The 12,578-nt window shown below is 61.0% G+C and carries 10 protein-coding genes and 1 pseudogene; 6 read left to right on the top strand and 5 right to left on the bottom strand.

Annotated elements, in window-relative coordinates; all coding sequences use genetic code 11:
- Positions 1 to 51 precede the first annotated feature (51 nt).
- Together O9320_07970 and O9320_07975 are read left to right on the top strand one after the other, a co-directional pair.
- Positions 52 to 234, top strand: a pseudogene (locus O9320_07970) (transposase).
- Positions 235 to 436: 202 nt separating this feature from the next.
- Positions 437 to 2,413 (top strand): methyl-accepting chemotaxis protein, encoded by a 1,977-nt coding sequence (locus O9320_07975; protein ID MCZ8310775.1) that lies wholly within the window; start codon positions 437 to 439, stop codon positions 2,411 to 2,413.
- A gap of 218 nt (positions 2,414 to 2,631) precedes the next feature.
- Here the strand turns inward: O9320_07975 and O9320_07980 are convergent, their stop codons facing one another.
- The gene (locus O9320_07980) at positions 2,632 to 2,835 is read right to left on the bottom strand and encodes a hypothetical protein (GenBank protein MCZ8310776.1); all 204 of its coding nucleotides are present in this window, start codon (positions 2,833 to 2,835) and stop codon (positions 2,632 to 2,634) included.
- A 325-nt stretch (positions 2,836 to 3,160) separates the two neighbouring features.
- On the opposite strand from O9320_07980, the gene O9320_07985 reads away from it, so the two are divergent.
- From O9320_07985 to O9320_08000, 4 genes are all read left to right on the top strand, one after another.
- Positions 3,161 to 4,195: an ABC transporter substrate-binding protein gene (locus O9320_07985; GenBank protein ID MCZ8310777.1), complete on the top strand. Its 1,035-nt coding sequence runs from the start codon at positions 3,161 to 3,163 to the stop codon at positions 4,193 to 4,195.
- A 49-nt stretch (positions 4,196 to 4,244) separates the two neighbouring features.
- A complete protein-coding gene (locus tag O9320_07990) occupies positions 4,245 to 6,455 on the top strand; it encodes an iron ABC transporter permease (protein MCZ8310778.1) in 2,211 nt (736 codons plus the stop codon).
- Positions 6,452 to 7,525 carry an ABC transporter ATP-binding protein gene (locus O9320_07995; protein MCZ8310779.1) on the top strand — a complete coding sequence of 358 codons (1,074 nt, stop codon included), beginning with the start codon at positions 6,452 to 6,454 and terminating at the stop codon, positions 7,523 to 7,525. Before O9320_07990 ends, O9320_07995 begins: the two co-directional genes overlap by 4 nt.
- 125 nt (positions 7,526 to 7,650) lie before the next feature.
- Positions 7,651 to 8,292, top strand: a complete 642-nt coding sequence (locus tag O9320_08000) for an HAD family phosphatase (protein MCZ8310780.1) — start codon at positions 7,651 to 7,653, stop codon at positions 8,290 to 8,292.
- Positions 8,293 to 8,988: 696 nt separating this feature from the next.
- Here O9320_08000 and phnE (O9320_08005) read toward each other — a convergent pair.
- The 4 genes from phnE (O9320_08005) to phnD are packed head-to-tail and all read right to left on the bottom strand — an operon-like array spanning position 8,989 to position 12,471.
- Positions 8,989 to 9,798 carry a phosphonate ABC transporter, permease protein PhnE gene (gene phnE / locus O9320_08005; protein MCZ8310781.1) on the bottom strand — a complete coding sequence of 270 codons (810 nt, stop codon included), beginning with the start codon at positions 9,796 to 9,798 and terminating at the stop codon, positions 8,989 to 8,991.
- Entirely contained in the window at positions 9,795 to 10,595 is an 801-nt protein-coding gene (gene phnE / locus O9320_08010) for a phosphonate ABC transporter, permease protein PhnE (protein ID MCZ8310782.1), read from the bottom strand. The genes phnE (O9320_08005) and phnE (O9320_08010) overlap by 4 nt, the downstream gene beginning before the upstream one ends.
- On the bottom strand, positions 10,592 to 11,389 hold the full coding sequence (gene phnC, locus O9320_08015; protein ID MCZ8310783.1) for a phosphonate ABC transporter ATP-binding protein: 798 nt from the start codon (positions 11,387 to 11,389) through the stop codon (positions 10,592 to 10,594). Before phnC ends, phnE (O9320_08010) begins: the two co-directional genes overlap by 4 nt.
- Positions 11,386 to 12,471, bottom strand: coding sequence for a phosphate/phosphite/phosphonate ABC transporter substrate-binding protein (gene phnD, locus O9320_08020; protein ID MCZ8310784.1), 1,086 nt, complete (start codon positions 12,469 to 12,471; stop codon positions 11,386 to 11,388). Before phnD ends, phnC begins: the two co-directional genes overlap by 4 nt.
- Positions 12,472 to 12,578 lie beyond the last annotated feature (107 nt).

The following is a 12,578-nucleotide window of genomic DNA, read 5'->3' on the forward strand; positions in this document are numbered from 1 at the left end:
CATTGAAGTGGTCCTCCCTGAGGTATGGTTTTGGAGAAGGAGGAACAGGCAATGGCAAGGAAAAGACATACGCCAGAAGAGATCGTCGCGAAGCTAAGGCAGGTCGATGTGCTTATGGCCCAGGGGCGGCCGGTTGCAGAGGCCGTTCGATCGATAGGGGTAACGGAGGTTACGTGCTATCGGTGGCGCAATGAATACGGCGGATTGAAGGGCGACCAGTCATGCCGGATCCAAGGAGTTGGCTCTTTTCCACCTGCGCCAGGGTTACAGTCGAAAGTCAATTCCTCTGCCTTTGAGTAAATGCTGGGCCAACCTGAAAATTTTTCACTGATTTCAATATCAGTCATAAGTCTTCTTAATAGTAGAAAATCGAGCGGCAATTGACTATACAGCCTCGTGAAATGTCTGCGTTGCCCAAATGAACGGAAACACCCCAATGAAGAACATCCCCATTGCGCCAAAAATCTACGCCGCTCTGTTGCTGCTGTCTGTGGTGGCCGCCGCATTGTCAGTCAGCGGAATCCGCGCACTCTCGGACCTCAAAGGCGACGTAAACGTAATCACCGGCGAGGCCACGCGCATTCTGCACGGCGGGCGGGGCACGGCAAATTTGCTTGCTTATGCCCGTGCAGTCGAGTTTTTGCCGATCGAATTGACGGCCGACGCGCGCACAAGAATGGAAGCGTTGGTCGAGGATGAGCATCGCCGCTTTATCGCGCGGCTCGACCAGTTGCAGCCGCTGCTCGTGTCGGAGGAGCCGCGAGCGGCGCTCACGCGGGCGCGCGCGATCCTGGCACGCCATAAGGCTCAAGCTGACACGATCAAAAAACTGTCGCGCGACGGAAAGTTCGAGGAAGCCGGCAAGATTGCTTATGAGATCAGCGGCCTGATCGACGAAGTCCGCATACAGATTCGCCCGATCGAAGACCGAAGCCTGGCCGGATTTACTGCGGCAGCGAAAACGGCAGAGGACAATTATCAGAGCGCCAAAACGCTATCGATCAGCCTCGCCGCCGGCGGGATACTGGGGGCATTGCTTCTGGGCACGGCGGTTATCTTCATCGGCATTCTGATGCCGCTCAAGCGCATCATGGGCGCGATGCGCGAAACGGCCGCCGGCAATTTGGATATCGCGATCCCGCATAAGGACCAGACTGAAGAAGTTGGCAAACTCGCAGCGGCTCTGCAGGTGTTTCAAGACGCCGGCAAGGAGAAGCTGCGGCTGGAAGTCGAACAGAAAGCTGCCTCGGCCGAAGCCGAGCGCCTCAAGAAAAAGGCGCTACTCGACATGGCCGAAACGGTCGAGCGCGAAACTTCGGCGGCGGTCGAATCAATCGCCGCGACCACACGCCAAGTCGACAATGCTGCCCAAGGCATGACGAAGCTGGCACAGGGCGTGTCGACCGACAGTCAGTCGGTCGCGGCGGCGTCGGAAGAAGCGCTCGTGAACGTGCAGACCGTATCGTCGGCGGCCGAGGAGCTTTCGGCTTCGATCCGCGAGATCTCGGGCCAAGTCGCGCGCGCCTCGAGTGTAACCAAACACGCGGTCGCCAGTGGCGAAAAAGCGCAAACGACAATCCGCTCGCTGTCCGAAGCGGTCGCGAAGATCTCGGAGGTGACCAAGCTCATCGGCCAGATCGCGGGCCAAACCAATCTGCTGGCCCTCAACGCGACGATCGAAGCGGCGCGTGCGGGCGATGCCGGCAAGGGTTTTGCCGTCGTGGCCTCGGAGGTCAAGAACCTCGCGAACCAGACGGGCCGATCGACCGAAGACATCGACCGCCAGGTCGGCGAAATCCAGGCGGCGACCGAAGCGGCCGTGGCCGCCGTTGCCGAAATCGGCGAACGCATCCGCGAGGTGGACGAAGTGGCAGGCGCCATCGCGGCCGCAATGGAAGAGCAGGGGGCGGCTACGCAGGAAATTGCGCGCAATGTCGGTCAAACCGCCGAAGCCTCGCGCGAGGTGTCGTCGAAGATCCAAAACGTCAGCCGCGAAGCAGATTCGGTCGGCAACTCGGCGGCCGAGGTGCGGGCCGCCATCGCGTCGGTCACCAAAAACGTCGAAGGCTTGCGCCAGATCCTCGTGCGCGTGGTCCGCACATCCACGCAAGACGCCAACCGGCGCAAGTTCCCGCGTTTTGCGATCCAGGCCGGCGTTGACGTCTACGACGGCAGCGGGGCGCGCATCGAGGGCACGCTGGTCGATGCCTCGGAGGGTGGAGCGCACGTGCGCACGGCGCATGCGATGCGCAACGGCGAGCGCGGTACGCTGCGATTCGACGGTCTGTCGCACACGCTGGCCTTCGCCGTGCGCGAGCGGGTGAACGACCAGATCCATGTCGAGTTCGAGAAGCCGCCCGCCGACTACGCGCAATGGCTTGCCCGCCGCAGTGCGGGCCTCGCGGCGCTATAAGCGCGGGGTCCAAACAGCGTCAAGTTCCCCCGCGCCGCGCTTGGCACCGGAATTCAATCGCGTGCCGCCGGCGTCGGCATTAAGGAACACAGCGTCGGCGCGATGCTGGTTGACCAATGTCCGCGGCAATTGTCCCGACGTTGGCGCGACCATTGTCGCGACGAGGAAAGACAGCACTAAAACGACCGTCACTTCAGCTATTGCAACCTCGTGTTGTATCAATGGTGGAACGCGACGAAGATCGAAAGCCGTTTGCACTCGGTCATGCGCGTCTTGGAGAGAGCGTGCTGCGCGTGCAGGACACAAGCCACGGTCTTGGCGCCACATTCGAACAGTGTCATCTGGGCGACGACCAGCCCGATCTCGGATAACTGACCAAGCAGATTCCTGATCTCGACGAAGACTTTTAGATGATGGTGCATCGCGATCTTCGCCGGGTCATCGCACTACGGCACACAGCCGACGCAATTGGTGCGTCACTTCGGCTTGAAGCACGCGTCTTCGCCGGCCGGCAATCCGGGCAGATTACCGGGACGGTCGAGTGGCCATCGGGCCAATGCGTAATTTTCCTACATTTATCGGCCCGCTCAGGCATACGGGAATTATTGGCTTGCGTTGAGTTCTTTTTTGGGTTTATGACAGTAATGTGACAATTTAGGCATCGCTTGCTTGTTATGTCTCCTAAAAACGTAACAAAACTACACAGGGCGCGGCGCCTTTGGCGCGGGCTCCGAAGCGGAGGAAACCATGGTCAGGAAATCGATTGCGATCACTGTTGTGACGCTTGGCTGGTGCGTCGTGTCGGCGAGCCCCGCTTCGGCGCAAGGAACCCTCAATCTTGCGTGTTCGGTTCAGGTGGAATGGTGTCAGGCCGTGGCCACACGTTTCCAGGTAGCGACGGGCATCACCGTCAACATGACGCAGCGCGGTTCGGGTGAAGCCCTGGCCCAGTTGCGCGCCGAAGCGCAGAACCCGCGCACCGACGTTTGGTTCGGCGGCACCGGCGATCCGCATTTGATCGCAGCGGAAGAGAACCTTACTGCCGAGCACCGGTCGGCGGCGAACGACCAGTTGCAGCCGTGGGCACTGCGCCAGTACGAGATTTCCAAAGGTCGGTCGATCGGGATCTACTCGGGCGCCGTTGGATTTGGCTTCAACAGAGAGTTGCTCGCCAAGAAAAACATTCCGGCCCCGACGAGCTGGTCAGATCTGCTGAAGCCGATCTACAAAGACGAAGTCCAGATCGCCAACCCGAATTCGTCGGGTACGGCCTATGTCGTGATCGCGACGCTCGTGCAGCTGATGGGCGAGGCCAACGCGTTCGACTACCTCGCGGCACTCCACAAGAACGTCAATGCCTACGCGCGCTCCGGGACCGGCCCCATAAAGGCGGTCGCGCGCGGGGAGACGGCTGTTTCGATATCCTTCGTGCACGATGCCGTGACGGAATCCAACGCAGGATTTCCGGTGGGCTGGGCGACGCCCAGCGAAGGTACGGGATACGAAATCGGTTCGATGTCGATCGTCCGCGGGGCGCGAAACATCGCGCAAGCGCGTCGCTTCTACGACTGGGCACTGACGCCCGAAGCCCAGCGCCTCGGCTTCGAGGCGGCCGGCCAGCTGCAGATGCCATCCAACAAATCGGCGCCGTTACCACCCAATGCGCCCGACCTCTCGAAGCTGCGTCTTGTCGAGTACGACTTCGTCAAATATGGCCAAGCGTCCGAGCGGCGTCGCTTGCTGGCGAAGTGGGACAAGGACATCGGCTCGCTGCCGCGCTGAAAGTCGGTTGCGGACGCGAACGCGCGTGGCCGCGAAGGGAAAGCGCGCGATGAAGCGGATCGATCCAGCCTTCATCTGGTGGCTCGTTGCAGCCATCGGCTTCGCCGTGCTGCCGTGGCATATGGCGCAAGAGAAACTTGCGCTTACCGGCTACTTTGCCGCATTCGCGCAAGACGCCGATGCGGCATCCGCCTTCGCGCAGGCGGCAGCTTACGGGCGCTGGTGGTTCTGGCCCGTTGCGGCAGCACTTGTTCTCGCGGTGCCGGCTTTCGCCTTCGATCTGCCGCGAAGTGCGCGCGCGAACTGGCTTCTTGCCGCCGGGCTCGTCGGGTGCGGCATGGTCGCCGCGCAAGGCTGGCTGATCGGCGTACGCGGGTGGCGCTACGACGGGCTCGAGAGCGCTTTCGGGGTTCTGGACGAGCGCCAGTTCGGTATCGGCTGGGGCGGCACGCTCGTATTCTTCGCTTTCATGATGATGGTGACGGACGGATTGGCGCTGAAGGGGCGATTCGGCGGCGACCGTTTCGTGTCCGCAAGCGTCGGAATTCTGGCCGCGTCGATTGCGCTCTTCACCGTGTGGCCGGTAGCCACGATGCTCAGCCAGATGTTTTCGGCACCGACGGGACTTTCCCTGGTTGAGGCGACGGCCGAACGCCTGTTCGCGCCGAAGATTTGGAGCCTCGCTTGCGTCGTGTCGGCGTCGAACTGCGGCGTTGCCTGGAACACGATCGTGTTGGCGCTTTCGACCGCATCTTGCGCCACGTTATTGGGACTCGCGTTCGCCTTGGTCGTCACGCGGACCGGCTTTCGCTTCAAGCGTCCGCTGCGCATGCTCACCGTGATGCCGATCATCACACCGCCCTTTGTCATCAGTCTCGGCCTGATTTTGATTTTCGGCCGTTCGGGTCTCGTGAATCAGGCCGCGAGCGCTTGGTTCGGCATTGAACTCGGCCGCTGGATCTACGGCTTCGAAGGCGTTCTTCTAGCGCAGGTCTTCAGTTTCACGCCAACGGCCTTTCTCGTTTTGATCGGCGTCGTCGAAGGTATTTCGCCGACGATGGAAGAAGCTTCGCAGACGCTGCGCGCCAGCCGCATGCGTTCTTTCTTTACGGTCACGCTTCCGCTGATGCGGCCGGGCCTTGCGAACGCTTTTCTCATTGTTTTCATCGAGAGCATCGCCGATTTCGGCAATCCGATCGTGCTGGGCGGTTCGTTCGGCGTGCTATCGACCGAAATCTTCTTCGCCGTCGTCGGTGCCCAGGCCGATTTCGGCCGCTCGGCCACGCTCGCCTCCATTCTCCTTCTCTACGCTCTCGGCGCCTTCTTCCTGCAGCGGCACATTGTCGGGCGGGGATCGTATGTTTCGATGTCGGGCAAGGGCGATGCCGGACTCGTCGCACCGCTGCCGGCGCCGATCCGCCGCGCCGCTTTCGCGCTGGCGCTGCCGTGGGCGGCGCTGACAATCATCGTCTATACGCTGGCCCTAGCGGGCGGTTTCGTAACGGTCTGGGGCCGCGACTGGACGCCGACCTTCTCGCATTTCCAGCGCGCATTTTCGTTCGAATTCGCGGCAAGCGGCATCGTCTGGTCTGGCGGCGCATGGAACTCGTTCTGGACGACGATCCAGCTTGCGACCCTCGCTGCACCGGTCACAGCAGGGTTGGGCCTGCTCGCGGCGTGGATCATCGCGCGCCAGCGCTTTGCCGGGCGCGCGATGCTGGAGTTCGCCCTGATGCTCAGCTTCTGCGTGCCCGGGACAGTCATCGGTGTGGCCTACGTGCTAACCTACAATATTCCGCCCGTCGAGATCACCGGAACGGCCGCAATCCTCGTCATCTGCTTCGTCTTCCGCAATATGCCGGTCGGTGTGCGCTCGGGACTTGCGGCGATAAGCCAGCTCGACCGCAGCCTCGACGAAGCGTCGTCGACTTTGCGCGCCTCGACGGCGCGCACGCTTCGCAAAGTGGTACTGCCGCTGCTGAAGCCTGCGATCATCACGGCACTCGTCTACAGCTTCGTGCGTGCGATGACCACGGTGAGTGCGGTGATCTTTCTTGTCTCGGCGCAGCACGAAATGGCGACCGTCTACATCATCAATCGCGTAATCAACGGCGATTACGGGCTCGCCATCGCCTATTCGACGGTGCTGATCGCGCTGATGATGGCGGCGATCGGCCTTATCCAGCTTCTTGTCGGGCGCCGTCGCATCGGTCGGCGCGCTGCGGGTGCGACGCCGCAAGTCGCCGGAGTGCGAGCATGACGAACGAAAAACGCAAGAATGCCGGAGTCAGGCTCGAGGGCATCGTCAAGCGCTACGGCAGCGTGGTCGCAGTCAAGAAGCTGTCGCTGGACATAAAGCCAGGCACTTTGGTGACGCTGCTCGGGCCCTCGGGCTGCGGCAAGACGACCCTGTTGCGCATGGTCGCAGGCCTCGAAACGCCCAGCGAGGGCCGCATCGAAATCGGCGGCACGGACGTGACGGGGCTGTCCGCGCGCGAGCGAAACGTGTCGATGGTTTTCCAGTCCTACGCGCTTTTTCCGCATATGAACGTGGCAGAGAACGTCGCATACGGTCTCATTTCGAGCGGCTTCAACAAGTCCGATGCGGCGGCGAAGGCAGCCAAGGCGTTGGAGACGGTCGGGCTTGCCGGATACGGCGAGCGGTTGCCGTCGGAAATGTCCGGCGGCCAACAGCAGCGCGTCGCAGTGGCGCGCGCACTCGTGCTCGAACCCGACGTGCTGCTGTTCGACGAGCCGCTCTCGAATCTCGACGCACGTCTGCGCCGCTCGATGCGCGAGGAGATACGCGCGCTCCAGCAGAAGCTGGGGCTTACGGCCGTCTACGTCACGCACGACCAGAGCGAGGCGTTGGCGGTTTCCGACACGATCGTGGTGATGCGTGCAGCCGAGATTGCCCAGGCGGGGACCCCTGCCGAACTCTACGATGCGCCGCGCGATGTTTTCGTCGCGACTTTCATGGGCGAGGCGAACCATGTGCGCGCCAATCTGGACGCTAAGGAAGGAGCGGCCGGGCGCGTGGCGCTTGACCGCGCGTTTGTGACGCTGCCGCATCGCGACCTTCCGCTGGGTCCGGTCGATTTGGTCATTCGGCCCGAGGCGATCTCTTTCGCGGATCCGGATGAGGCTGCGGATGCCTTGGAAGGGCAAATTGCGCGCGCAACTTTCATGGGATCGCATGTCGAGTACCACGTGGACACGGCACTCGGCGATCTGTTCGCCATCGTGCCGCGCGCCGCACCGTTTCGTCCCGTCGGCTCGCGCGTGCGCGTCATGCTCGATCAGAAGGGCGCAATCCTTGTGCGGCCTTAGATGAATTCGGCTTTCGGATCACGTCGGACTTATCTTGTGTCGCAGTACTGCCTGCGCGCCGGTGTCTATGGCGGTGTGTTGTGAACGAAGAATGTGCCATTCGCGTGCCTTCGTTGCGGGCCGTATTGTTCGACATCGACGGTACGCTGGTCGATACCGAAGACATTCATTTCGCGACCTGGAACGAGATACTGGCGGAATATGGGATGGTGCTGGATCGAGGGCACTACGACCGGACTTTCGTCGGGCTGACCAGTGGCGACATCGTGTTGCGTAATTTCGCTCACTTGCCTGCCGCCGCTCGCGAAAGCCTGCCGGAACGCAAAGAAGCGCTCTTCCGTTCTAAGCTTTCGGCGTTGTCGCCCACAAAGGGACTCGTCGCGTTTCTCGAACGTATCTTAGCGATGGGGATCCGCGTTGCGGCCGTCACCAATGCGCCGCGCGCCAATGCCGAGCGCATGCTGTCCGGGTTGTCGCTGCGCGAAGTGTTTCAGACATTGATCAGCGGCGAAGAACTGGCGCATGGCAAGCCGGACCCAATGCCCTATGCCGAAGGGTTGATGCGGCTTGGCGTTGAGGCCGGGCAGGCACTCGCCTACGAAGATTCGATAGTCGGCGTCACTTCCGCTGTTGCGGCTGGAATAGCGACCATAGGGGTCGATGCCGCAGGCCATCATCCTATCGAAGGGCACCCACTTCGGGTGGCCGGTGCGCGACGGGTCGTGTGCGACTTCGTCGGCGAGTGGCAGCAGATCGGTCCAGTTTAACGTCTGGTTTCCAAACGTCGCCGACGGAGTTTAACTCGCGCAGTACCGACGCCTCGATGACGTAGAAAGATTCAATCTTTTGGGTCATTCGAATGGAAAGCGCCTCAGGCGTGAACTTGTCAATGATGCTGAATATCCGAAGGGCTGTTCCGTCACGCGTACGGTCCTCAACAAAGTCCTCGGACCATACGTGGATTGACCGTAAGGCCGCAGACGGAAGCACGAACCGTCGTTGAGTCATATTCCTCGCGATAGCCTGAGCCTCCTATCCAGAACTCCTCCTTCAGGTGGGAGCACGTCGGTGGAGGGGAGGTCACGAATGCATGCCCGTATCAGAATTCAAGCGTCGGCGGCTCGGGCGTGTCCGCAGAGTAAGGCTCCGCATCAATCGTGCGGTCCGCCGACGCCGATAATCGAGGCTGATAGCTTGCAAGTCTCGCCAGACCCGGCGGGCGCCGCAAGTTTAGTCGCGGCTCAGAGCGGGCAATCGGATCTCGCGTTTAAGCTTGGCGTCGTAGGCGGCCTGTCGCTCGGTGGAAAGCTGAGCCAGGCGGAAAACCTGTCATGCGAGACTTCAATCGCTACTCTGGTGGGCACATCGCTCCTTTCGGGAATCAGGCTGCAGCTTTTTTCGAGATAGATCCAGACCTCATCGCGTTCCTCGAAGAGAAACGCTCTTTGATCTTTGCATAGACATTAGATGATCTTGGAACGGATGCGCGACGTGACGATCTCGGTGAGAACGACCACGGCAAAGATCGTGGCAAGTACTAACCCGGCTTGGTCCCAATAGAGATTGCTGATCGCCGTATCGAGGGCTACGCCAATGCCGCCCGCACCCACCAGCCCCAGCACGGCGCTTTCGCGAACATTGATGTCCCACCGGAACAGTGCCACCGACCAGAAGGACGGCTCCACCTGCGGCCAAAACCCTTTGAGCAGGATTGCAGGCCGCGAAGCGCCCGTCGCGGTCAGCGCTTCGATCGGCCCGACATGCGATTCGTCGATCGCCTCGCTCAAAAGCTTGCCGACAAAACCGATGGAGCGAAACGCGATCGCGAGCGTGCCCGCCAAGGCACCGGGGCCAAAAATAGCGACGAACAGCAGCGCCCATATTAGCGAATTGACCGAGCGCGACGAGACGAGAATGAGATTGGCAAACTGGTTCAGCAACACCGACTTCGTGATAGTGCGGGAAGCCAGCAGTGCCACAGGTGCAGCCAGCACCAGTGCGATCAATGTTCCGAGCGTCGCGGTATGCAGCGTTTCGACCAGCCCGGTCAACACGGTTGGCCAAAAGCGCCAGTCGAACGGCCACATGCGCTGGAACAGATCGGCCGACTGTGCCGGCGCGTCGTAGAGAAACTCCGGGATCACCTCGATCGTGCGCAACGACCAGACGATGGCAACGGCACTCGCCACATAAACGGCATAGCGCGCCATCCGCTCGGCGGGCGTGAAGCGCTGCCACACACGGGCAATTCCGGTGCCGACGGCGGCACTCACTGGAACACCCGGCGAATGCGCGTCGAGACTACTTCGAACAGCATGATGATGGCGATGATTACAAGAAGAATGGTCAGCACAACATCGTAGTCAAAGCGCTGGTACGCCGTGAACAATGTCGCGCCTATACCGCCGCCGCCAACGATGCCAACCATCGTCGAGTTCCGTAGATTGGAATCGAGCTGGTAGATGACGAAACCGACGAAGCGCGCCATGACTTGGGGCAGCACGCCCATAATCAGCACGCTCAAGAAGCCGGCGCCCGTGGCACGTACGGCCTCGACCTGCTTCATCGAGATTTCTTCGATCGCTTCGGCAAAGAGTTTGCCCACAAAGCCCATTGAGGCAACGACGAGTGCGAGCACGCCCGCAAGCGCGCCGAAACCAACCGCCTTGACGAACAGGATAGCGACGATCACCGGATGGAAAGTGCGCAAGAGCGCGATGAACGCGCGCGCCGCCCACGATGCCCATGCTGGCGTCAAATTGCGCGCCGCCAGCAGTCCGAGCGGCAGCGCCAGCAACACTCCAAACGCTGTCGAAAGCACGGCGATCTGAAGACTCTCGAGCATGCCATCGACGATAAGCTGGACCTTCTGCGCCTGGACGTTCGGCGGCCACATGCGGCCAAGAAATCGCTCGCCTTGATCAAGTCCGATGACAAAGCGCGCCCAAGTGATCTGCAGAATGCCTGCCGCATGCGCGACGTAGAGCACAAGCCCTAACCACAGCGCACGCACCTTCCAATTGGTCGGAAACGCATCGCGCAGGGTGCGGCCGACTCCGATAGCGCTCATTCCTGCAGCCAATCCTTGCCGCCGTAGATTTCGATCAGGTGACGTTCCTCGAGCGCCGACGGATTGCCGTCGAACACGATCGCACCTTTGGACATCCCGATGATGCGGTCTGCAAAACGCTTGGCGAGTTCGACGTTATGGATATTGACGACAACCGGAATGTCGCGCTCAGACGCTAATTTTTCGAGAATCTCCATGATTTCGACCGAGGTTTTTGGATCAAGCGAAGAGGTCGGTTCATCGGCAAGAATCAGATCTGGATTCTGCATGATCGCACGGCAAATCCCGACCCGTTGGCGCTGGCCGCCGGAAAGCGCATCGGCTCGGCGCGTCGCCATGTCGCCCAAGCCGACTGCATCGAGAAGCGCGAAGGCGCGTTCCACGTCTTCGGCCGAGAAGCGGCGCAGCAGCGCACGCCACCACGCTATGTAGCCAAGCCGACCGCACAGGAGGTTCTCGATTACCGACAGCCGCTCAACTAGATTGTACTCTTGGAAGACCATGCCGATGGTACGGCGTGCGGCGCGCAGCTCGGCGCCTTTGAGGGTCGCAAGATCGCGCCCCATGAAGAGGATTTCGCCCGCCGTCGGATCGACAAGGCGATTGATGCAGCGAATCAAAGTCGATTTTCCGGTACCCGACGGGCCGATGATCGCCGTCAGTCCGCGTCCGGCGATCGTCACCGAAACGTCCCGTAAAATCGGCTGGCCCGCGCGATATTCTTTGCGCAAGGCACGGATTACAACGTCGCGGTTCGGCGCGTACGGCCGCCCTTCGCGTTCGGCAGTCCTCACGGCCGCGGGGCTGCGGGTGCCGGAGCGGCAGGTGTTGGCGCCGCTGCCGGCGGCGCGGCACGGCGCGCGGCGGCTTCAGCCTCACGCCGCGCTTCGGCATCATACGCAGCTCGGTTGTAGGGTGTGTTGGTCTTCTCGGCGACCTCGCGCACAGGTGCCCAATCTTTCAGGTACGTGATCGGCAAGAAGCGGTCGTCGCCGTTGAACTCCTTGACCATCTCGGCCGGGAATTTGAAATCGTAGAAACATTGCTTGACCTTCGCCGCCAAGGCCGGCGCAAGGTCGTGTGCGTGGGCAAAGGAAGAGGTTGGGAAGACTGTGCTCTTGTAGATGATGCGGAAACTGTCGGCCTTTACGGTGCCGCGATTGCCCATGCGATCGAAAACGTCGGATGCCACGGCACCCATGTCGTAGTCGCCTGTGTTGACGCCCAACACCGAACGGTCATGCCCGCCCGACATGATCGGCTGGTAGTCTGTGCCGGGTGTCAGGCCCTCTGCCGGAAAAAGGGCTCGCGGCGCAAGATTGCCCGAGTTCGACGACGGCGATGTGTGTGCAACCTTTCGGCCCTTTAGATCGGCCAGTTTTTGGAACGGCGAATCGGCTTTGACGATGGCCAGAAGATGGTATCCCCGCACACCCTCGTTCGAACCCTTTGCAGCGAACGGGACTGCACCTGCGATATTCACGGCAAAGCCGGTTGGGCCCGTCGAAAAACCGGCCACATGCAGGCGGCCCGAGCGCATCGCTTCGATTTGGGCGGAATTCGATTGCACCGGGAAATACACCCAGCGCTTGCTCGTGCAGGTACCCAGATAGTCCATCAACGGCTTGAAAATGTTGGCATAGACGGCCGGGTCTTCCACCGGCGTGTAGGCAAAGATCATCGTCGAGGGATCGCGTTGCCGATTTGCAGCCGGGAGATCAGCAACAAGATCGTTGTTGGCGTCGCAATACAGCGTATCGAGCTGTCCGCGATTGGAGCACGTATCCTGTGCGGCGGCTTCGCGCGACACAAACGGGCCTATCGACGCCAGCATAGCAACTGCAATAGCGCCAGCGCGCACATGGAGGAACGGCATGGTTTTCTTCTCCCTGGAATCACTGCTCTTTCGGCCTAACGCCGTTTATGTTACCATTTTATGACAGTTTATAATCAACCTTACAAGCGTCGTCGCTTGGCGTTTTA

The sequence above is a fragment of the Magnetospirillum sp. genome (assembly GCA_027532905.1).
Classification (GTDB): Bacteria; Pseudomonadota; Alphaproteobacteria; order CACIAM-22H2; family CACIAM-22H2; genus Tagaea.

Coding starts and splice junctions, on each gene's coding strand:
- O9320_07975 (MCZ8310775.1), top strand. CDS start 437: ATGAAGAACATCCCCATTGCGCCAAAAATCTACGCCGCTCTGTTGCTG.
- O9320_07980 (MCZ8310776.1), bottom strand. CDS start 2,835: ATGCACCATCATCTAAAAGTCTTCGTCGAGATCAGGAATCTGCTTGGT.
- O9320_07985 (MCZ8310777.1), top strand. CDS start 3,161: ATGGTCAGGAAATCGATTGCGATCACTGTTGTGACGCTTGGCTGGTGC.
- O9320_07990 (MCZ8310778.1), top strand. CDS start 4,245: ATGAAGCGGATCGATCCAGCCTTCATCTGGTGGCTCGTTGCAGCCATC.
- O9320_07995 (MCZ8310779.1), top strand. CDS start 6,452: ATGACGAACGAAAAACGCAAGAATGCCGGAGTCAGGCTCGAGGGCATC.
- phnE (MCZ8310782.1), bottom strand. CDS start 10,595: ATGAGCGCTATCGGAGTCGGCCGCACCCTGCGCGATGCGTTTCCGACC.
- phnD (MCZ8310784.1), bottom strand. CDS start 12,471: ATGCCGTTCCTCCATGTGCGCGCTGGCGCTATTGCAGTTGCTATGCTG.